This window comes from Streptomyces sp. IBSBF 2435 (genome assembly GCF_036815005.1).
In the GTDB taxonomy this organism is placed as follows: domain Bacteria; phylum Actinomycetota; class Actinomycetes; order Streptomycetales; family Streptomycetaceae; genus Actinacidiphila.
The window spans coordinates 1-19329 of the sequence record NZ_JAJSYW010000153.1; the positions used below are offsets into that span (position 1 = coordinate 1).

General features: G+C 72.7%; 20 protein-coding genes, 1 tRNA gene and 1 pseudogene. 13 read left to right on the forward strand and 9 right to left on the reverse strand.

The window, feature by feature from the left end; all coding sequences use genetic code 11:
• Positions 1 to 632 precede the first annotated feature (632 nt).
• Together V7E46_RS25075 and V7E46_RS25080 are read left to right on the forward strand one after the other, a co-directional pair.
• Positions 633 to 929, forward strand: coding sequence for a type II toxin-antitoxin system VapB family antitoxin (locus tag V7E46_RS25075; protein WP_033173270.1), 297 nt, complete (start codon positions 633 to 635; stop codon positions 927 to 929).
• 21 nt (positions 930 to 950) lie between these two features.
• A complete protein-coding gene (locus tag V7E46_RS25080; RefSeq protein WP_333770527.1) occupies positions 951 to 1610 on the forward strand; it encodes a LytR C-terminal domain-containing protein in 660 nt (219 codons plus the stop codon).
• 119 nt (positions 1611 to 1729) lie between these two features.
• Here the strand turns inward: V7E46_RS25080 and upp are convergent, their stop codons facing one another.
• On the reverse strand, positions 1730 to 2365 hold the full coding sequence (upp, locus tag V7E46_RS25085; RefSeq protein ID WP_333770528.1) for a uracil phosphoribosyltransferase: 636 nt from the start codon (positions 2363 to 2365) through the stop codon (positions 1730 to 1732).
• Positions 2366 to 2522: 157 nt separating this feature from the next.
• Between upp and V7E46_RS25090 the strand changes: the two genes are divergently transcribed.
• The 8 genes from V7E46_RS25090 (at position 2523) to V7E46_RS25125 (ending at position 6930) form a co-directional block, all read left to right on the forward strand.
• Positions 2523 to 2684: a hypothetical protein gene (locus V7E46_RS25090; protein ID WP_333770529.1), complete on the forward strand. Its 162-nt coding sequence runs from the start codon at positions 2523 to 2525 to the stop codon at positions 2682 to 2684.
• Positions 2685 to 2941: 257 nt separating this feature from the next.
• On the forward strand, positions 2942 to 3481 hold the full coding sequence (locus V7E46_RS25095) for a tRNA adenosine deaminase-associated protein (protein ID WP_333770530.1): 540 nt from the start codon (positions 2942 to 2944) through the stop codon (positions 3479 to 3481).
• A gap of 83 nt (positions 3482 to 3564) precedes the next feature.
• Positions 3565 to 4002, forward strand: coding sequence for a nucleoside deaminase (locus tag V7E46_RS25100; RefSeq protein WP_333770531.1), 438 nt, complete (start codon positions 3565 to 3567; stop codon positions 4000 to 4002).
• A gap of 41 nt (positions 4003 to 4043) precedes the next feature.
• A tRNA-Ser gene (locus V7E46_RS25105) sits at positions 4044 to 4133 on the forward strand.
• 225 nt (positions 4134 to 4358) lie between these two features.
• Positions 4359 to 4565: a hypothetical protein gene (locus V7E46_RS25110; protein ID WP_329182692.1), complete on the forward strand. Its 207-nt coding sequence runs from the start codon at positions 4359 to 4361 to the stop codon at positions 4563 to 4565.
• 55 nt (positions 4566 to 4620) lie between these two features.
• Complete coding sequence (locus V7E46_RS25115) at positions 4621 to 4914, forward strand: Dabb family protein (RefSeq protein ID WP_329177175.1); 294 nt, start codon at positions 4621 to 4623, stop codon at positions 4912 to 4914.
• Between the two features lie 191 nt (positions 4915 to 5105).
• Positions 5106 to 5927 (forward strand): RNA polymerase sigma factor SigF, encoded by an 822-nt coding sequence (locus tag V7E46_RS25120; RefSeq protein WP_333770532.1) that lies wholly within the window; start codon positions 5106 to 5108, stop codon positions 5925 to 5927.
• Positions 5928 to 6093: 166 nt separating this feature from the next.
• A complete protein-coding gene (locus V7E46_RS25125; protein WP_329177172.1) occupies positions 6094 to 6930 on the forward strand; it encodes an RNA polymerase sigma factor SigF in 837 nt (278 codons plus the stop codon).
• A gap of 28 nt (positions 6931 to 6958) precedes the next feature.
• Here the strand turns inward: V7E46_RS25125 and V7E46_RS25130 are convergent, their stop codons facing one another.
• Positions 6959 to 7147 carry a hypothetical protein gene (locus V7E46_RS25130; protein WP_333770533.1) on the reverse strand — a complete coding sequence of 63 codons (189 nt, stop codon included), beginning with the start codon at positions 7145 to 7147 and terminating at the stop codon, positions 6959 to 6961.
• Positions 7148 to 7431: 284 nt separating this feature from the next.
• Here V7E46_RS25130 and V7E46_RS25135 point away from each other — a divergent pair.
• Together V7E46_RS25135 and V7E46_RS25140 are read left to right on the forward strand one after the other, a co-directional pair.
• Positions 7432 to 8949, forward strand: a pseudogene (locus V7E46_RS25135) (MDR family MFS transporter); the annotation flags it as partial.
• Positions 8950 to 9152: 203 nt separating this feature from the next.
• Positions 9153 to 9614, forward strand: a complete 462-nt coding sequence (locus V7E46_RS25140) for a PPOX class F420-dependent oxidoreductase (protein WP_333770534.1) — start codon at positions 9153 to 9155, stop codon at positions 9612 to 9614.
• Positions 9615 to 9765: 151 nt separating this feature from the next.
• Here V7E46_RS25140 and V7E46_RS25145 read toward each other — a convergent pair whose 3' ends face one another.
• The 6 genes from V7E46_RS25145 to V7E46_RS25170 form a co-directional block, all read right to left on the reverse strand.
• The gene (locus V7E46_RS25145; protein ID WP_333770535.1) at positions 9766 to 11850 is read right to left on the reverse strand and encodes an ArnT family glycosyltransferase; all 2085 of its coding nucleotides are present in this window, start codon (positions 11848 to 11850) and stop codon (positions 9766 to 9768) included.
• Positions 11847 to 13148 carry a bifunctional glycosyltransferase family 2/GtrA family protein gene (locus tag V7E46_RS25150; RefSeq protein WP_333770536.1) on the reverse strand — a complete coding sequence of 434 codons (1302 nt, stop codon included), beginning with the start codon at positions 13146 to 13148 and terminating at the stop codon, positions 11847 to 11849. The genes V7E46_RS25145 and V7E46_RS25150 overlap by 4 nt, the downstream gene beginning before the upstream one ends.
• A 25-nt stretch (positions 13149 to 13173) precedes the next feature.
• Positions 13174 to 14754, reverse strand: a complete 1581-nt coding sequence (locus tag V7E46_RS25155; RefSeq protein ID WP_333770537.1) for a sensor histidine kinase — start codon at positions 14752 to 14754, stop codon at positions 13174 to 13176.
• Entirely contained in the window at positions 14751 to 15539 is a 789-nt protein-coding gene (locus V7E46_RS25160; protein WP_333770538.1) for a response regulator transcription factor, read from the reverse strand. Before V7E46_RS25160 ends, V7E46_RS25155 begins: the two co-directional genes overlap by 4 nt.
• 155 nt (positions 15540 to 15694) lie before the next feature.
• Positions 15695 to 16357 (reverse strand): HAD-IA family hydrolase, encoded by a 663-nt coding sequence (locus V7E46_RS25165; protein WP_333770539.1) that lies wholly within the window; start codon positions 16355 to 16357, stop codon positions 15695 to 15697.
• A gap of 190 nt (positions 16358 to 16547) precedes the next feature.
• Complete coding sequence (locus V7E46_RS25170) at positions 16548 to 17528, reverse strand: NAD-dependent epimerase/dehydratase family protein (RefSeq protein ID WP_333770540.1); 981 nt, start codon at positions 17526 to 17528, stop codon at positions 16548 to 16550.
• A 62-nt stretch (positions 17529 to 17590) separates the two neighbouring features.
• Between V7E46_RS25170 and V7E46_RS25175 the strand changes: the two genes are divergently transcribed.
• A complete protein-coding gene (locus V7E46_RS25175) occupies positions 17591 to 18595 on the forward strand; it encodes a GlxA family transcriptional regulator (RefSeq protein ID WP_333770541.1) in 1005 nt (334 codons plus the stop codon).
• Here the strand turns inward: V7E46_RS25175 and V7E46_RS25180 are convergent.
• Positions 18585 to 19329 (reverse strand): aminoglycoside 3'-phosphotransferase (locus V7E46_RS25180; RefSeq protein ID WP_333770542.1); only part of this gene is annotated, 745 nt, incomplete at its 5' end. The two genes, V7E46_RS25175 and V7E46_RS25180, sit on opposite strands and share 11 nt — an antisense overlap.

Below are 19329 nucleotides of genomic sequence, written 5' to 3' on the forward strand. Positions count from 1 at the left end.
CCCGAGCGCTTCTCTACGCGGCCAGCGCGTAGCGCCCCTTGGGGGCGCGAGGAACGTCGCGAGCAACCCCCACGCACCGTCACGTGACGACGCACCGTAAGTGCCCCGGGGCCGCGGGGAACTGCGCCACCAGCCCCACCGGGAGCGCGGGTCGCCACCGACCCGAAGGGGGCAGACCGGTACGCCCAGGACCACCGGCCGGTAACCGGCTGAGCGCGCAGTTCCCCGTGCCCCTGGGCGGGCACCCCTTGCCTAAGGGGCACCGCACACCCCCCGCGCGCCTGGACAGGGCGCCCCCCTGCCGCAGGGAGCCGCACCACCCCCGCACCCAAGGGGAGCGCGCCCGCCGACGCAGCGGCACCCCGGCCCCGCGCCAGCGGAGTGGGCGCCCCCTGCCGCAAGGGGAGCCGCGTACCCCCGCGCCCAGGGGAAGCGTGCCCGGCGGCGCAGTACGGCACCCCTCGGCACGCGCCAGCGAGGTGGCCGGGGCTTACCGAGGGGAACCCCAGGACGGGCCAGCGTCGTGGCTTCCGACGCGCGGCGCGCGTTATAGCCACTTATGGGCTATTCGGTGCCGCCCCATCACACCGTCACGGCTGCGCCCGCACAAGCCGGACCGGTAGGCTTTCCGTGTGATCTTCAAGCGCATCGGAAGCACTCGGCCGTACCCGGACCACGGCCGGGTGAGTACGCGTGAGTGGGCGGACGTCGCCCCCCGACCCGTGCGGCTGGACCAGTTGGTGACCACCAAGGGACAGCTCGACCTGGAGACGCTGCTCGCCGAGGACTCCACCTTCTATGGCGACCTCTTCGCACATGTCGTCAAATGGCAGGGTGATCTCTATCTGGAAGACGGCCTGCACCGAGCGGTACGCGCCGCACTGCAGCAGCGTCAAGTGCTCCACGCCCGGGTCCTGGAGATGGACTGACAATCCGCTTACGCTGCGCTCATGAGCATGCTGACGCCCTCTGGGATGGGCGGGAAGTACCGAGTCACCGGGGACACATTTCCGCGGATGCGGCGGCCCAGAAAGCGCGGCCGTGTCGTGGCCGCGCTCGTCGCCTCGGTCGTTGTGCTGAGCCTGTTCGGCTGGGGCGCGCTGCAGCTCTTCCATGTCTTCAACGGTGACGACGGCGACACCAAGGCGAACGCGGCCCCGCAGAACCGACCCTGCACCCTGGTCAGCCCGTCGACGCCCCCGCTGAAGCCGATGGCGCTGCCGCAGCCGGCCGCCGTGACGATGAACGTCTACAACGCCACGCCGAGAGGCGGCCTCGCCAAGTCCACCGCGGACGAGCTTGCCAAACGTGGCTTCAAAGTGGGCAAATTCGGTAACGCACCGGTGCCCTACGACAAGAAGGTCACCCAGACGGCGCTGATCGTGGCGGGTCCCGCCGCCGAGGCCGCCGCCCGGGAGGCAGGCACCCAAGTGGCGGGCTCGACGGTGAAGATCGACCCGACCCGTAAGGACAAGAGTGTCGATCTGATGATCGGTACGGCCTTCAAAGCGCTGTCCAGCCCGGCGGACGCGGCCAAGGCCCGGGTCGCCGCGGCCAACCCGCCCGCGGCGAAGCCCACCTGCGCCGCGTCGGCTCCGGCCGCCCGCTGACCGCCCGGGGGCGCCCGCCGGAAACGGCGGACCGTCCCCGGCCCGAGCACCGGTCCTCACCCTGCGGGGCGGCCGACCGATGCCCGTAGCCGCCCCGGCAGTCGGTGTGCCCGGCGGGTCTAGCCGACGGTGCCGTACAGCCGGTCGCCCGCGTCGCCGAGGCCGGGGACGATGAAGCCGAGCTCATTGAGCCGCTCGTCCACCGCCGCGGTGACCACGGTGACCGGCTTGCCCGCCAGTTCGCGCTCCATCAGCTCCACGCCCTCGGGCGCCGCGAGCAGGCACAGCGCGGTGACGTCGTCGGCGCCCAGGTCGATCAGCAGGTTGATCGCCGCGACCAGGGTGCCGCCGGTGGCCAGCATCGGGTCGACGACGTAGACCTGGCGGCCTGACAGGTCGTCGGGCATCCGGGTGGCGTACGTCGTCGCCTCCAGGGTGTGCTCGTCGCGGACCATGCCGAGGAAGCCGACCTCGGCGGTGGGCAGCAGCCGCACCATGCCGTCGAGCATGCCCAGCCCGGCGCGCAGGATCGGCACCACCAGCGGGCGCGGATAGGACAGCCGCACCCCGGTGGTGGGCGCGACGGGGGTGCGGATGTCGACCTGTTCCGTCCTGACGTCACGGGTCGCCTCGTAGGCGAGCAGGGTGACCAATTCGTCGGCGAGCCGGCGGAAGGTCGGCGAGTCGGTGCGCTCGTCGCGCAGGGTGGTGAGCTTGTGCGCGACCAGCGGGTGGTCGACAACGTGGAGACGCATACCGATGAGGGTAACCGCCGCCGCGGACGGCTCCGCCGGCGCGCTTCACCCGCGGCTTGTACCCGGCCGGTGGGGTAAACCGCCCGTTAGGGGGAAACTGGGTCTGTACGCCCGGCGCGCCACCCGGGCGAACCGAATCCAGGGATGGTGGGCGCCCATGGCGGACCACGACGAACGCGATCTGGAACGCCGGCGCAAGCGTGCCTTGTTCCTGCGCGAACTGAACGAGGCCAGGGAACTGCGCGACCGCGTACAGCCCCGCAAGGCCCGCGCCGCACGGATGCGGCAGCAGATGCGGATGCGGACCTTCCGCTGGTGAATGTCCGCATTGTCCCCCGAGTGCGACACGAGCACAGCGTGACCGTTCGATGATCTCCGAGTGACCGGCGCACCCCCACAATGGCCGTACAAGATCGCCGAATCTCGCAGAAGTGACGAAGACCTGGCACGTCGCAGTGCCGAAGACCTCTCGCAACGCCCCGGTTTCTGCCACGATGCCGATGGGCGGGGCCGCGACAGAAGTCGAAAGCGGCCCCCACCCGGTCCGGACGGCCTGAGACCAGTGGGAGAGTCACGGTGTACTTCGCCGCACTGCTCGCGCGCACCGAGGACGGTTGGCACGCGAGCGAACCCGATCTCGACAATGTGGAAACCCTCGCCGATCTGAGCGACCTGGCCCGCGCGGCCGGCGACGAGGAGGAAACGGTTCTGGTCTTCATCGAGCAGGAGGACGCCTGGTTCGGCGTCGTCCGTGTCGATGGTGAAGAGGATCCACGCATCTATGTGTCCGACGCGGCAGCCGCCGCCCGCAGCTCGTACGGAGAGATCCTGCTCACGGACGAGGTGCTGGGCCGCGACCCGGAGGACCTCGACGACCTGGTCGACCTCGACGGCACCGAGGACGGCGAAACCGACGATGACGAGGACGCCGTGGCGGGCGCCTCCGACGACCATGTGCCGGCCGGCCCGCTCGGCGAGACCGACGTGCTGGTGGACCTGGGGATGAGCACCACGGAGCTGCTGGCACTCAGCGGCGGCGGGGCGCTCACCGGTGAGGCGCTGGGCGAGATCGCCGAGGCGCTGGGTTGTGCCGATGTGCTGGAGGCGGTCCGCTGACAGCACACCCACCGGCATCGGAGCCTCCGCCAGGGGACGCGGCAGAGCCGGCCGACCCGGTCCGCGACCCGTGGGCCGCCGCCATGCGGCTGGCCTTGGCGGAGGCAGAACACGCCCCGCTCACCGGCGATGTCCCGGTGGGCGCGGTCGTGCTGTCCGCGGACGGCACGACCGTGCTCGCGCGCGCCCGCAACGAACGCGAGGCCACCGGCGACCCGACCGCCCACGCCGAGGTGCTGGCCATCCGCAGGGCCGCGGCCGTCACCGGCCAGTGGCGGCTGACCGGCTGCACCCTGGTGGTCACCCTCGAACCCTGCTCGATGTGCGCGGGCGCCATCGTCCAGTCCCGCCTGGACCGCGTCGTCTACGCGGCCACCGATTCCAAGGCGGGGGCGGCCGGCTCCCTGTGGGACCTCCTGCGCGACCGCCGCCTCAACCACCGCCCCGAGGTGATCACCAGCGTCCTGCCCGCCCCGGCCGCCGCCCTCCTGACCCACTTCTTCCGTACCGCGATCCCCTGAGGATTTCGACCCACCCCCCGAGGTGGGCTAGGATCTGTCTCGGTAGCGTGTCCGAGCGGCCTAAGGAGCACGCCTCGAAAGCGTGTGAGGGGGCAACTCCTCCGTGGGTTCAAATCCCACCGCTACCGCCACGAGCAGTACGAACGCCCCACCTACTCAGTTGAGCAGGTGGGGCTTCGTGCTGTCAGGGGCCGGACCTGGCCGAGGCGCCGGCAGCGGGGCGGGGGAGGCCCCGAGGCCGGGACGGGGAAGTCCCGGGGGTGGGAACGGGCAGGTGGTGGCGTTGATCCGATCAAAGGGATGGGCAGCCCACGGATTGCGCCAACTGATGGATACACTTCGCTGATTGCACACTTGTGACCGTTAGTGCGTGGCTGCGGCTGGGGAGGGCAAGGAGCATGGCGCAGGCGAGGAAGATCGCCACGTACGTGCTGGTGATCTTCGTGCTCTACACGATCATCAACCAGCCGGCCCGGGCCGCCGATCTCGTGCAAGTAGGGTTCGAGGGGATATCGAACGCGGCCAAGAGCATCGGCAAGTTCATGCACGATCTGGCCAACTGACACGGCACGGCGTCCGCGCCCGGCGCGGTACGGCACAAGGGCGAATGAGGGTGGCATGATCCGGCATCTGGTGCTGTTCAAGCTCAACGAGGGCGTCACGCGCGACGAGCCCCGGGTGGCCGCGGGCGCGCGGGGGTTCGCCGAGCTGGGGGCGCTGGTACCGGAGGTCGGGACCTGGGAGTGCGGGTGGAACATCTCCGACCGCCCGATCGCCTACGACTTCGCGATCGCCTCGTCGGTCGCGGACACCGCCGCCCTGACGCGGTATCTCGAACACCCGGCGCACAAGGCCGCGGTCGCGCCGTGGGCAGAATTCGCCACCTGGGTGATCGCCGACTACGAGATCTGAGCGGCGGACCCGCCTCGCGTACGGGTCGGCAGCGCGCCCCCCGCCGGTTCCGGCGGGGGGCTTCTCCGTGCCCGGGCGGGCCTGCGGTTGTACAACACGGCAATATGCGGTGCTTGCGCATCCCGCACATGAATTGTGATGCTATGACCGCTTTTGCCGGATGAGTCAACAGTGTGGGGTGTGATGTGCCGGTGCCGGCCCGTACGGCGTCAACGACGTATCCCCGGGGCAGGACGCGGACTCCCAGCACCAACGCGGCGGACGCGCGGGCACTCACCCAGGTGCTGTTCGAACAGATCCGCACACTGGAACCCGGCACTTCCGAGCACACCCGGGTCCGCGCGGCGCTGATCGAGGTCAACCTGCCGCTGGTGCGGTACGCGGCGGCACGCTTCCGCAGCCGCAACGAGCCGATGGAGGACGTGGTCCAGGTCGGCACGATCGGGCTGATCAACGCGATCGACCGCTTCGACCCCGCGCGCGGGGTGCAGTTCCCCACCTTCGCGATGCCGACGGTGGTCGGCGAGATCAAACGTTACTTCCGCGACAATGTGCGGACCGTGCACGTACCGCGCCGACTGCACGAGCTGTGGGTGCAGGTCAGCGGCGCCATCGAGGACCTCACCGTGCTGCACGGGAGGTCTCCCACCACCGCCGAGATCGCCGAGCGGCTCAAGCTGTCCGAGGACGAGGTGCTGGCCTGCCTGGAGGCGGGCCGCGCCTACCACGCGACCTCGCTGGAGGCGGCCCAGGAGGGCGACGGCGCCCCCGGCCTGCTGGACCGGCTCGGCTACGAGGACCCGGCGCTGTCCGGCGTCGAGCACCGCGACCTGGTCAGGCATCTTCTGGTGCAACTGCCCGAGCGGGAGCGACGCATCCTGCTGCTCCGCTACTTCGGCAACCTGACGCAGTCCCAGATCAGCGCTGAGCTGGGGGTTTCCCAGATGCATGTGTCCAGGCTGCTGTCCCGCAGCTTCGCCCGGCTGAGGTCCGCAAACCAGCTCGAAGCGTAGCCGAAGGGGATGAAGCCACCTGCGCAGATATGTCGACTTGGCGCTACAGCGTGTTGCCGACATGTGACATTCTGCGGATACCGCGTTTGTCGCGAGCACACCTCCGGTATTCCAGTGGAGGAACAACGTCGCTCGCGACACCCGTCCGCGACCTCAAGGGGGTGGCATGTCCGTACAGGTGGGCAGTCCCAAGGTGCTCCGTACCACCGTCGCACCGCACGATGCTCTTCACAGTGAGGCCATCGACACCCGTACACTGTCCCGCTCGCTCTTCCTGCGCCTTGCGGAAGTGCCGGTGGACAGCCCGGAACGCACCTACGTACGCGACACGCTGATCGAGCTGAACCTCCCGCTCGTGCGTTACGCGGCGGCCCGCTTCCGCAGCCGCAACGAGCCGATGGAGGACATCGTCCAGGTCGGCACGATCGGCCTGATCAAGGCGATCGACCGCTTCGACTGCGAGCGCGGGGTGGAATTCCCCACCTTCGCGATGCCGACCATCGTCGGCGAGGTGAAGCGCTTCTTCCGCGACACCTCCTGGTCGGTACGGGTCCCCCGGCGGCTCCAGGAGCTGCGGCTGGCCCTCACCAAGGCCAGCGACGAGCTGTCCCAGCGGCTCGACCGCTCGCCGACCGTCGCCGAACTCGCCGTGTGCCTCGGTGTGTCCGAGGAGGACGTGGTCGACGGCCTGGCGGTGGGCAACGCCTACACGGCCAGCTCCCTCGACTCCCCGCCGCCCGAGGACGACGGCGGCGAGGGCACCCTCGCCGACCGGCTCGGCTATGAGGACGCGGCACTCGAAGGCGTCGAGTACCGCGAGTCGCTGAAGCCGCTGCTGGCCCAACTGCCGCCGCGCGAGCGCCAGATCATCATGCTGCGCTTCTTCGCCAACATGACGCAGTCACAGATCGGCGAGGAGGTCGGCATCTCGCAGATGCACGTCTCCCGGCTGCTGACCCGCACGCTGGCACAGCTGCGCGAGGGCCTCACCGCGGAGGCGTGACGACGGGACGGAGTGGTCGGGGCGCGCCTTACTTCAGGGCGAGCGCGACCACTCCGACAATGACGACCAGCGTGACGACCAGTCCGATGATCAGTCCGGTCCTAGGCCGGGCCTGCGCCCGCTGCACCTCGACGGGGGCCGGCTGCTCGTCCACGAAGGCGCGGAACATCTGCGTACTGCCGGCCGGGTCGTAGTTGTTCTCAGGGTTGTTCGACATGCCGCCTGACCCTAGCGTGTCGGCGGAATACCCCGCACCCCCCACAGGCCCCTCATCTGCGGCTGATCCACGGCTCCGCAGGTCCAGGGCGGGCCGTGGCGTACACCACAGCGGGCCCACAGCGCTTGCCCTATACAACCATCTCCTCTTATGGTTGCTTGAGGCAATTAAGTGGAGGCCTGATGGCGACCCCGTCAACCCGGAGCGACGCGCTCCCCGACAACCCCGGCAAGCCCCGGCACGCAGCACACACCGCTCCGCCCGACAGCCCGGGCGGAGCGGCGATGTCGCACCGGCAGATCATGGAAGCCCTCTCCGGGCTGCTGCTCGGGCTGTTCGTGGCGATCCTGTCGTCCACCATCGTCTCCAACGCCCTGCCCCGCATCCTCGGCGACATCGGCGGCGGCCAGAGCGCGTACACCTGGGTCGTCACCGCCTCGCTGCTCGCGGTCACGGCCACCACCCCGATCTGGGGCAAGCTCTCCGACCTGTTCAGCAAGAAGCTGCTGATCCAGCTGGCGCTGGTGATCTACGTCGCCGGCTCCGTCGTGGCCGGCTTCTCCACCAGCCCCGGCATGCTCATCGGCTGCCGGCTGGTCCAGGGTGTCGGCGCGGGCGGACTCTCCGCGCTCACCCAGGTGATCATGGCCGCGATGATCTCGCCCCGCCAGCGCGGCCGCTACAGCGGCTACCTCGGCGCCACCTTCGCCGTCGCGACCGTCGGCGGTCCGCTGGTCGGCGGCGTCATCGTCGACTCGTCGCTCGGCTGGCGCTGGTGCTTCTACGTCGGCGTGCCCTTCGCAATCATCGCGCTGATCGTGCTCCAGAAGACGCTGCACCTGCCCGTGGTCAGGCGGAAGGTGTCCATCGACTGGGCGGGCGCCTCCTTCATCACCGCGGCCGTGTCGCTGCTGATGATCTGGGTGTCGCTGGCCGGCCAGAACTACGCCTGGCTGTCCTGGCAGACATACGTCATGGTGCCCGCCGCGCTGCTGCTCGGCTGCGTCTTCCTCTGGGTCGAGTCGCGGGCCGCGGAACCGATCGTGCCGCTGCGGCTGTTCCGCAACAAGACGATCACCCTCGCCTCGCTGGCCAGCCTCTTCGTGGGCGTCGCCATGTTCGCCGGCACGGTCTTCCTCAGCCAGTACTTCCAGCTGGCCCGCGGCCGTACGCCCACGATGTCGGGCATCATGACGATCCCGCTGATCGCCGGGCTGTTCGTCGCCTCGACCGCGACCGGTCAGATCATCACCCGCACCGGGCGCTGGAAGGCGTTCCTGGTCTCCGGCGGCCTGCTGCTCACCGCGGGCTCGGCGACCCTCGGCCTGATCCGCTACGACACCCCGTACTGGCAGGTCGCCGTCTACATGGCGCTGCTCGGCCTCGGTGTCGGCATGATGATGCAGAACCTGGTCCTCGCCGTGCAGAACCAGGTCTCCACCGCCGACCTCGGCGCCGCCAGCTCCCTGGTGACCTTCTTCCGCTCGCTGGGCGGCGCGATCGGCGTCACGGCGCTCGGCGCGGTCCTCGGCAACCGCGTCACCCGCTTCGTCTCCGACGGCCTGGCCTCGCTCCACGTCAAGGCCTCGGCGGGCGACAGCGGCGGCATCCCCGACGTCGCGACCCTGCCGGCGCCGGTCCGCGGCGTGGTCGAGAGCGCGTACGGGCACGGCATCGGCGACGTCTTCCTCTACGCGGCGCCGTTCGCGCTGCTGTCCTTCCTGCTGGTCGTCTTCGTCAAGGAGGTCGCCCTGGGCAACCGCAGCGGTTTGCAGCAGAGCGCACCGGGTACGGCGAGGCCCGAGGAGTGACCGCCGGGACTCCCGTCCACCCGGCCTGTGCCACAGCGGAGAGGTCCAGGCACCGGAGGTACGGGTAGGGGTCCCGGCGACGGCCGGAGCAGGGGACGGCCGAGGCCGCCCGCCGGGACCCGCGAAACCATCGACGCGGGGCCTGTGGCCCGGGTCTCCACGGAGGCCGGGACGACAGGCCCTAGAGTGCGGGCATGGCTCCCAACATCGCCACGAACACCGCGGTCTCGCGGGAAGAGCTCCTCGACTTCGTACGCCCCAGGCACCGGGCGATCCTCCTCACGACCCGCGCGGACGGGCGGCCCCAGGGCTCGCCGCTGACCTGCGGCGTGGACGACAGCGGCCGTATCGTCGTGTCGACCTACCCCGAACGGGCCAAGACGCGCAACGCCCGGCGCGACCCCCGGGTGAGCGTCGTCGTCCTGTCCGACGAGTGGGACGGGCCGTGGGTGCAGGTGGACGGCACCGCGGAGGTGCTCGACGTGCCGGAGGCGGTCGAGCCGCTGGTCGAATACTTCCGCAACATCAGCGGTGAGCACCCCGACTGGGCGGAGTACCGCGAAGCGATGCTCCGGCAGGGCAAGTCGATCATCCGGATCGCCCCGGAACGGTGGGGACCGCTGGCCACGGGCGGCTTCCCCGCGCGGCTGGCCTGACGACCGGCCTGCGTCCCCCCGGCCCGTCCCCGGTCCCGGGAACTCCCCCGGTCTGCGTCCGGTGGCGCAGTTCCCCGCGCCCCTGTGCGGCGCCCTCTTCCGCGGAGGGCGACCACCAGGAGCGCGGGGAACTGTGCGGCAGGCGGGACGGTTACGTCAGGTCGTAGACCGTCGTCGAGCCCACCGTCTTCGCGGTGAACGTCGCCTCGACCCAGGACGTGATCTGGGACGCGGTACCGGAGCCGCCCATACCGCCGCCGCCCATGCCGCCCCCGGCGATGTAGTAGTGGATGCGGCCCGCGGCCACGTACTGCTTGAACTGGGCCAGCGTCGGCGACGGATCGCTGCCGTTGAAGCCTCCGATGGACATCACCGGCTCACCGCTGGCCAGCTGGTAGCTGGCCTGGTTCTGCGAGCCGACCGCGGCGGCGACCCACGTGTAGTGGCCCGCGTCGGCCTTGAGCAGCGACGTCATCGCCGAACTGACCTGGGCGCCGTTCAGCAGCCCGCCCATACCGCCGACACCAGCGCCCGCACCGCCGCTGCCGGGACGGAAACCGCCCCGTCCCTGGGTCGGAGCCTGTCCCTGCACACCGGTGCCACCGCCCTGCGTCCCCCCGGCCCCCGGGGCGCCCGGGGCGCCCGGGAACGTGCCGGTCGGCGGCGCACCGTTGCCGCCCATGCCCCCGCGCGGGCCACCGCCGCCCGGGCCACCCCCGGGGAAGCCGCCGGAGGCCACCGCAGGCCCGGCCGTCACAATGGAGCCCTGGTGCGGGGTCGTCACCGTGTCGAGGGTGTAGGCGACGGGACCGCCGAGGGCCGCCACCAGGCCGAGTACGCCCGCGGCGCGGGACAGCGCGGCGAAGCGCACGTAAGGCGCCGCCAGCAGGGCCACCGCGGCGACGAGGCCGGCGATCAGGACGGCGTACCGCAGCCACGGGTGCCAGGACGGCGAGCGGTCGAGCAGTACGTACGACACGGCCCCGGTGCCCGCGACGGTCGCGGCGAGCACGGCCGCGGCGAGCGGCGATGTGCGGCGGCGCCACAGCATTACCGCGCCCATACCGGTGACCGCCGCAATGTACGGCGCCAGCGCGATGTTGTAGTACTGGTGGAAGATCCCGGACATGAAGCTGAACGTCACGAAGGTGATGAGCAGCGAGCCGCCCCAGACCAGGAACGCGGCGCGTTCGAGGTCGGTGCGCCGGGCGCGCCGGGTGAACCACAGCCCCGCCAGCAGCAGCGCGAACGCGGCCGGCAGCAGCCAGGCGATCTGCCCGCCCATCTCCGCGTTGAAGAGCCGGCCGATCCCGGTGGCGCCCCACTGCCCGCCGCCGCCACCCCGGCCGCCACCGCCGCCGACGCTGCCGGTCTCATCGCCGGTGATGCGGCCGAAGCCGTTGTAGCCGAAGGTCAGGTTGAGGAAGCTGTTGTCCTGCGAGCCGCCGATGTAGGGGCGTGAGGAGGCGGGCCACAGTTCGACGACGGCCACCCACCAGCCGCCGGCCAGTAGCATCGCACCGCCGGCGTAGAGGAGTTGGAGCAGCCGGCGGCTCAGCCGGGTGGGGGCGCAGACCGCGTAGACGGCGGTGAGCGCGGGGACGATCAGCCAGGCCTGGAGGGTCTTGGTCAGGAAGGCGAGCCCGAGCAGTCCGCCCGCGGTCAGCAGCCACTTGGTGCGGGCGTCCTCCAGGGCGCGCTGCACGCTGTAGAGGGTCGCGACCATGAGCAACGCCAGCAGCGCGTCGGGGTTGTTGAAGCGGAACATCAGCGCGGCGACCGGCGTCAGTGCCAGCACCGCACCGGCGATGAGCCCGGCGGCGGCGCCGAAGCGGCGGCGTACGGCCGCGTACAGCAGCGCCACCGTGCCGACGCCCATCAGCGCCTCGGGCACCAGGATCTGCCAGGAGCCGAGGCCGAAGAGCCGTACGGACAGCGCCATCGGCCACAGCGCGGCGGGCGGCTTGTCGACGGTGATGGAGTTGGCGGCGTCGGAGGAGCCGAAGAAGAAGGCCTTCCAGCTCTCGCTGCCGGCCTGGACGGCCGCGGAGTAGAAGGAGTTGGCGTAGCCGGACGCGCCGAGGTCGTAGAGGTACAGGACCAGCGTGCCGACCAGCAGGGCGAGCAGGGCGGGCCGTGCCCAGGCGGGGTCGTCGGGGCGCCCGCGCCAGGCGCGCCGGGCGAGCGAGCCCGGGTCGGCGGTGGCGGCGGTCGGCGCGTGGGTCAGCGCGGTCATCGCGCACTCCTGTCGGAGGTGGGGGAGGCAGGGGACGCTGGAACGGGTCCGGACTCGGGCCCGGGGAAGACCCAGGCCCGGAAGAGCAGGAAGCGCAGCACGGTCGCCGCCAGGTTGGCCGCGACGAGCACCGCCAGCTCGCTGCTGTGCGAGGGCGTGGCGGTCGCGGTGTGCAGGGCGGCGAGCGAACCGCTGGTCAGGGCGAGGCCGATGGCGAAGACCACCAGGCCCTGCGCCTGGTGGCGCATCGCGCGGTCGCGGCCGCGCACCCCGAAGGTGAGCCGCCGGTTGGCCGCGGTGTTGCCCAGCGCGGACAGCAGCAGGGCCAGCGCGTTGGCGACCTGGGAGCCGGTGCCGAGCCGGAAGAGCGAGAAGAGCGCGAGGTAGACCAGGGTGCTCAGGACGCCGACGACGCAGAAGCCGACCAGCTGGCGGGCGAGTCCCGCGGGCACACCGGACAGTTCACGGTCCCGCGGGTCGTCGCCGAAGGGCCGCCGCAGCCGGTCGAGCGCCAACTGCCCGGTGGCCAGGGCGCGTCCGACCCGCCAGACGCCCCGCAGGTCGTCGCTCGCGGTCCGTACGAGGTCGACGCTGCTGTCGGGGTCGTCGACCCAGTCGACCGGCACCTCGTGGATCCGCAGGCCCGCGCGTTCCGCGAGCACCAGCATCTCGGTGTCGAAGAACCAGCCGGTGTCCTCGACCATCGGCAGCAGCCGCTGCGCCACGTCCCCGCGGATCGCCTTGAAGCCGCACTGGGCGTCGGAGAAGCGGGCGGCGAGCGAGCCGCGCAGGATCAGGTTGTAGGCGCGGGAGATGAACTCCCGCTTCGCGCCGCGCACCACCCGCGAGGAGCGGGCCAGCCGGGAGCCGATCGCCAGGTCGGAGTGCCCGGAGATCAGCGGGGCGACCAGCGGCAGCAGCGCGTTGAGGCCGGTGGACAGGTCCACGTCCATGTACGCCAGTACGGGCGCCTCCGACGCGGTCCAGACGGTGCGCAGGGCGCGTCCGCGGCCCTTCTGCTCAAGCCGGAAGGAGGTGACCTCGGGGATCTCGTCGGCGAGCGAGGCGGCGACCGCCGAGGTCAGGTCGGTGCTGGCGTTGTCCGCGACGGTGATGCGGAAGGGGTAGGGGAAGGTGTCCGACAGGTGCGCGTGCAGGCGGCGGACGCAGGGCTCCAGGTCGTCCTCCTCGTTGTGAACGGGAATGACGACGTCCAGCACCGGGGTGCCGGCCGCGAGCGCTGCGGCCGTGACCGGCAGGTGCTGCCGGGCGGGCAGGTTGCCGAGTGGGGTTCGCATACGACGACACTCGGCAACCGCCCTGTCACGACGTTGTGCTGAGGCTGGGGAGGGGCTGTGAGTGTGCCGGGGGCAGTGTGACGGTGAAGACGGTGCGCCCCGGGGCGCTCTCCAGCCCGACGGTGCCGCCGTGCGCGGCCACCACGGACCGCACGATCGCCAGGCCCAGGCCCGTGCTGCCGCCGGAGTCGGCCGTACGCGCGCGGGAGGCGTCGCCGCGGGCGAAGCGTTCGAAGACGACGGTCTGCAGCTCGGCGGGGATGCCGGGGCCGTCGTCCTCGACCTGGAGCCGTACGCCCCCTGCCGGGTCCGCGGCCACCCGGGCGGTGACGGTGGTGCCGGGCGGGGTGTGGGTGCGGGCGTTGGCCAGCAGATTGGTCAGCACCTGGTGCAGGCGCTGCGGGTCGCCGTGCACGACGGCCGGATCGTCGGGCAGGTCCAGCCGCCACACATGGCCGCCGCCGGCCGCCCGGGCGTCGCTGACGGCGTCGACGACCAGCGGGGACAGGTCCGTCGGGGCGGGGAAGAGCGGTCGGCCCGCGTCGAGCCGGGCGAGCAGCAGCAGGTCCTCGACCAGGGTGGTCATCCGGGCGGCCTCCGACTCGATACGCCCCAGCGCGTGCCGGGTGTCGGGGCCGACGGATTCGTGGCCGCGGCGGGTGAGTTCGGCGTAGCCGCGGATCGAGGCGAGCGGGGTGCGCAGCTCGTGGCTGGCGTCGGCGACGAAGCGCCTGACCCGGGTCTCGCTCTGCTGCCGGGCGTGCAGGGCGGAACCGACGTGCCCCAGCATGCGGTTGAGCGCGGCTCCGACCTGGCCGACCTCGGTGCGCGGGTCGGTGTCGGAGTCGGGGACCCGGTCGTGCAGCGCCACCTCGCCGCGGTCCAGCGGGAGTTCGGAGACCCGGGTGGCGGTCGCGGCGACCCGGCGCAGCGGGTGCAGGGCGATCCGCATCAGGGCGGCGCCCGCGAGGCCCGCGGCCACCAGTCCGGCGGCCGACACCGACACCTCGACCCAGATCAGGGTCGACAGGGTGTCCTCGGTGCCCTTCGTGGACAGCCCGACCAGCACGGTGGCGCTGTCCGTGTCCGGCTGCGCGGCCTCCACCCGGAAGCCGCCGAGGCCCGGCACGTCGAGGGTGTGCGGCCGGCCGTCCAGCGGTACGTGCGTGAAGGCGGCGGCCTGCGCGGTGGTGAGCGGTTCCGCGATCAGGCCGCCGGAGCCGGAGGACCCGGTGGCGCTGACCGCTGCCTGCCCGACCCGGCCGGACGCGGTGACGACGGCGCCGACGGTCTCGCCGGGCTGTCCGCCGCCGATCAGGAGGTTCAGCGGCACGCCGTCGGGGCGGCTGCCGCGGGGCGTCCCCGCGCCGGGCGATCCGGGCGCGTCGGGGCCGCCGTGCGGGCCGGCCGCGCGTACCGCCAGGTCGCGCACCTTGCCGTCCAGCTGGCCGTAGAGGAAGTCGTGCAGCGCGAAGATGGTGACCGAGCCGATCACCGTGCAGACCACGGCGACCAGGATCACGCAGGACGCGACGAGCCGGCGGCGCAGCGACCATGTGCTCCGGCTGCGCCAGGAACGTACCCACCGCCGGTGCGGCAGGGTCACGCGGGCTCCCCCGGCTTGATCAGGTAGCCCGCGCCGCGGCGGGTGTGGATCATCGGCGGGCGCCCGACGTCGATCTTGCGGCGGAGGTAGGAGATGTACAGCTCGACGACGTTGGCCTGCCCGCCGAAGTCGTACGACCACACGCGGTCCAGTATCTGCGCCTTGCTCAGCACCCGGCGCGGGTTGCGCATCAGGTAGCGCAGCAGCTCGAACTCCGTCGCGGTCAGGTGGATGTTGACGCCGCCGCGGCTGACCTCGTGGCTGTCCTCGTTCAGTACGAGGTCGCCGACGGTCAGCAGCGACTCGTTGCGTACGGCGGCGGCGCCGGAGCGGCGCAGCAGGCCGCGCAGCCGGGCGACGACCTCCTCCAGGCTGAACGGCTTGGTGACGTAGTCGTCGCCGCCCGCCGTCAGCCCGGCGATACGGTCCTCGACCGCGTCCTTGGCGGTCAGGAAGAGCACGGGCACGTCCGGGGTCTCGCGGCGGAGCCTGGCCAGCACTTCGAGGCCGTCCATGTCGGGCAGCATCACGTCGAGCACGACCGCGTCGGGCCGCGACTCGCGGGCGGCGCGCAGCGCGCTCGCGCCGTCGCCCTCGGTGCGCACCTGCCAGCCCTCGTAGCGCAGGGCCATCGAGAGCAGGTCGGCGAGCGGGGTCTCGTCGTCCACGACGAGGACGCGCACCGGCGAGCCGTCGGGACGGGCCAGGTCGGTGGCGGGAGCGGTGGCCGGGGCGGGCCTCGCGGCGCGGTTCGCGGCGGCGGGAACGGTGGGTGTCGTCGTCATGCACATCAGCCTGTGCGGGCGCTATGAGAGCAGTCTTGGCCGATTCTGTGAATCGTCTGAGAAAGCGGGGCGGGTGGTGTGCGGAGCGGCTCGCTCCGACTCGCGGGGGCCTTTCCCGGCCCGTCGCGGGGTTCGCGGGGCTTCGCGGGGTGCCGCTACGGTACGGCGGGCGGCCGGATCGCCGCGAAGGCAGGTTCCAGCACCGCGCGCAGGCCGCCCGGCTCGCGGTAGTGCAGCACGCTCATGCCCATGGCGAGGGCCGCGTCGATGTTCTCGCGCGAGTCGTCCACGAACAGGCAGCGCTCGGCGGCGACCCCGGCGTGCTCGACGGCTATCGCGTAGATCCGCGGGTCGGGCTTGGCCACCCCGACCCGGGCGCTGCTGACCACGTGGTCGGCCAGCGCGGTGAGCCCGAGCGCGGCGAGGTCGTCCTCCAGGTCGACCGAGGCGTTGCTGACCAGCACCAGCGGCAGCCGGGCCTCGTCGCGTATCCGCCGCAGCAGGGCGACGACGGCCTCGTCGGCCGCGAAGGGCGACGCGGCGAGCGCGGCGGCCAGCGGCCTGGCCGCCGCCTCGGTGAGCACGTCCTGGCGTACGAAGGCCGCCGTGATCGCCTCCACCCACTCGCGCGGGGTGATCGTCCCGACCAGCATCGGCAGGTCCACCTCCGGCGTGAAGGCGATCCGCGCCGTGGTGCCCTCGGCCACCCCCGCGGCCTTCTCCAGCGCGGCGAGCGGGGCGGGGTCGTAGTGCCGGATGACGTTGTCGATGTCGCACAGGACGGCGTCGAAGGGGCGGATCAGCGGGTTCGTGGTCACGGCCCCTGCATAGCACTCCGCGTGGGGCGGCTTACGGGCGCGGTGCGGTGCGGTCTGCGGGCGCGGTGCGGTCCGGGGGTGCCTCGTGATCCGGGGGCGGGTCCTCCGTCATGCCGACCGGGACGCTGCGCGGTCCGCAGGCGCGCGGGCCGCCGTGCCGACCAGGGGGGCGGTGAGACCCCGGGCGGTCTCAGGCCGCGGGCGGCACCATGCTGTCCAGTACCTCCTCCAGCGGGGTCGCCGTCACGCCCAGCTTCGCCACGGTCGCACTCGCGTCGAGCAGCAGCGGCCGCTCCAGCAGATAGAGCACCTCGGGGAATTCGGCCGCGATCGGGTCGGCGCGGCCTGCCGCCGCGAGCTCCTCCCCGGTCATCCGGCCGAGACGGGGCGCGGGCAGGCCGGCCCGGGCGGCGAGCCGGGCCGCGAGGTCGCGCACGGGCAGGTCCGAGGTGGGCGGCACGTGCCAGGCCCGCCCCCAGGAGTCCTCGTGCCCGGCCGCTGCGACAAGGGTGCGGGCCACGTCCGCCACGTAGCACCAGCTGTGCGGGACGTCGATGTCGCCGGGGTAGGCCGCCGGCCGCCCCGCCAGGACCGCGTCGCCGACCAGGATCGTGAACGGCGAGTAGGCGCCGCCGCCGAGGAAGTCGCTGGCCCGCACCTCGGTGACGCGCGCCCGGCCCGCCTCGTACGACGCGAGCGCGTCCTGCCACATCCGGGCCCTGACCCGGCCCTTGACGCTGCTCGGGGCGAGCGGCAGGTCGTCGGTGAACGGCCCGTCCACCGGACCGTAGCCGTAGACGTTGCCGAGCATCACGTATCCGGCCCCGGTGGCCTCCGCCGCGCTGAGCAACGAGGCCGCCAGCGGCGGGAACTCGGCCGGCCAGCGGTCGTACGGCGGCATCGCGCAGTTGAGGAGGACGTCGGCGCCCGCGGCGATCTCGCCCAGGCGTACGGGGTCGGTGGCGTCGGCGGTGACGCGTTCGATCCGGGGGTGGGGGGGGGGGGGGGGGGGGGGGGGGGGGGGGGGGGGGGGGGGGGGGGGNCCCCCCCCCCCCCCCCCCCCCCCCCCCCCCCCCCCCCCCCCCCCCCCCCCCCCCCCCCCCCACGACGGCGGTGTTGACGTGCTGCGACACGGTGTTCGCTCCTCATCGGTGGGTGGTTCGCGCTCCACCCTCCGCCACCGGCCGCCGGTAGAGTAGTGGCCCGGATGCCAAACCTACGGAGGTTCGGGCCATGCCCGCTTCGGCCCCCGCCGCACCGGTGAGATCCCCGATCCGGGTCGCCGTCATCGCGGTCCCGCCGGTCACCGCCTTCGACCTGACGATCCCCGACCTGGTGCTGGGCGGGATGACCGTACGCGGCGGCCCCGGCTACGACGTCCGCGTCTGCACCGCGGCGCCCGGCCGCCCGGTCACCGACGGCGGCGGCCTGGAGATCGCCGTCCCCCACGGCCTGGACGCCGCTGTCGCCGCCGACACGGTGATCGTCACCGGCACCGGCGCCCGCGACGGCCTCGACCCGCGGGTGCTCGACGTGCTGCGCACCGCCTGCGCCGCCGGCCGGCGGGTTGTGTCGATCTGCACCGGGGCCTTCGTGCTGGCCGAGGCGGGCCTGCTGGACGGCCGCCCCGCGACGACGTACTGGGCGAAGTCCGCCGAATTCCGCGCCCGTTACCCCCGGGTGGAGCTGCGCCCCGGCGTGCTCTACGTCGACGACGGCCGGATCCTCACCTCCGCCGGGCTCTCCGCGGGGATAGACCTGTGCCTGCACCTGATCCGCCTCGACTACGGTGCCGCCACGGCGAACTCGGCCGCCCGGCTGGTGGTGGCCGCACCCGTACGCCCGGGCGGGCAGGCGCAGTTCATCGACAGCCCGCTGCCGCCGGAGAGCGGCACCTCGCTCGCCCCGACCCGCGCCTGGGCGCTGACCTGCCTCGACCGGCCGCTGACCCGCGCCGACCTGGCCGCCCACGCCCGCACCAGCGTCCGTACGCTGACCCGCCGCTTCCACGCCGAGACCGGCCTGAGCCCGCTCCAGTGGCTGCTGCACCAGCGCATCAACCGCGCCCAGGAACTCCTGGAGACCACCGACCTGCCGATCCCCCAGGTGGCCCGGCTCAGCGGCCTGTCGACCCCCGACTCGCTGCGCCACCACCTCACCCGGCGCACCGGCCTGCCCCCGTCCGCCTACCGCACGGCCTGGCACCACCCGGCACCCGCCGGCGGCGTCAGCGGCTGACGCCGCCCAGCCGCCGGTAGAAGGCGATCCGCTCCGGATCGGGCGTGACGCCGTACGCGTCGAAGTACACGTCCTCCCAGCCCGGACCGTAGTTGAAGCCCAGGTTCCAGGAGCCGACGGCGAGGTCGGCCCAGCGGTCGGCGGCCCCGAGGGCGCCGAGGTCGACATGGGCGGACCACGAACCGTCCTCGTCCAGCAGGGTGTTGGGGGCACACGCGTCGCCGTGGCAGACGACGAGCCGGTCGACCGGCGGCGCCGCGGGCAGGTCGAAGTCCAGCTCCGGGTCCCTGGCCCGGCGCCGCTCCACCGACCAGCTGAACGGGCAGTCGTCGACCGGCAGCCGGTCGTGCAGCGCACGCAGCCCCGCGCCCAGCGCCCGCACGGCAGTCCCAGGGTCGGCCTTCCAGCGCGGGCTCACCGCGCTGTCCCCCGGCAGCCCCTCCGTGAGCAGCCACTCCCCGTCGCAGTCCACCCCGTGCTCCAGCACCCGCGGGACCGGCGTGAAGTCCACGGCCCACCGCAGCCGCATCGCCTCCGCCCCGAGGTCCAGCCCGGACCCGGCCGGCGCCCACTTGGCGAACCGGCGCCCCTCCCCGTCCCCCAGCCGGAAGGTCACACCGCCCAGCCTGTTGACCCACACCGGCACCACGGGCCGCCCGCCTGCACCCGCGGCAATCGGCGCGGGCACCGGCACGTCACCCTGCGGCGGTCCTGAATAGTCCACCCCCGCATGC

Excerpts from the sequence above, each read along its gene's own strand:
- V7E46_RS25080 (WP_333770527.1), top strand. The coding sequence starts at position 951 with ATGAGCATGCTGACGCCCTCTGGGATGGGCGGGAAGTACCGAGTCACC.
- upp (WP_333770528.1), bottom strand. The coding sequence starts at position 2,365 with ATGCGTCTCCACGTTGTCGACCACCCGCTGGTCGCGCACAAGCTCACC.
- V7E46_RS25090 (WP_333770529.1), top strand. The coding sequence starts at position 2,523 with ATGGCGGACCACGACGAACGCGATCTGGAACGCCGGCGCAAGCGTGCC.
- V7E46_RS25100 (WP_333770531.1), top strand. The coding sequence starts at position 3,565 with ATGCGGCTGGCCTTGGCGGAGGCAGAACACGCCCCGCTCACCGGCGAT.
- V7E46_RS25115 (WP_329177175.1), top strand. The coding sequence starts at position 4,621 with ATGATCCGGCATCTGGTGCTGTTCAAGCTCAACGAGGGCGTCACGCGC.
- V7E46_RS25125 (WP_329177172.1), top strand. The coding sequence starts at position 6,094 with ATGTCCGTACAGGTGGGCAGTCCCAAGGTGCTCCGTACCACCGTCGCA.
- V7E46_RS25130 (WP_333770533.1), bottom strand. The coding sequence starts at position 7,147 with ATGTCGAACAACCCTGAGAACAACTACGACCCGGCCGGCAGTACGCAG.
- V7E46_RS25140 (WP_333770534.1), top strand. The coding sequence starts at position 9,153 with ATGGCTCCCAACATCGCCACGAACACCGCGGTCTCGCGGGAAGAGCTC.
- V7E46_RS25145 (WP_333770535.1), bottom strand. The coding sequence starts at position 11,850 with ATGACCGCGCTGACCCACGCGCCGACCGCCGCCACCGCCGACCCGGGC.
- V7E46_RS25150 (WP_333770536.1), bottom strand. The coding sequence starts at position 13,148 with ATGCGAACCCCACTCGGCAACCTGCCCGCCCGGCAGCACCTGCCGGTC.
- V7E46_RS25160 (WP_333770538.1), bottom strand. The coding sequence starts at position 15,539 with ATGACGACGACACCCACCGTTCCCGCCGCCGCGAACCGCGCCGCGAGG.
- V7E46_RS25175 (WP_333770541.1), top strand. The coding sequence starts at position 17,591 with ATGCCCGCTTCGGCCCCCGCCGCACCGGTGAGATCCCCGATCCGGGTC.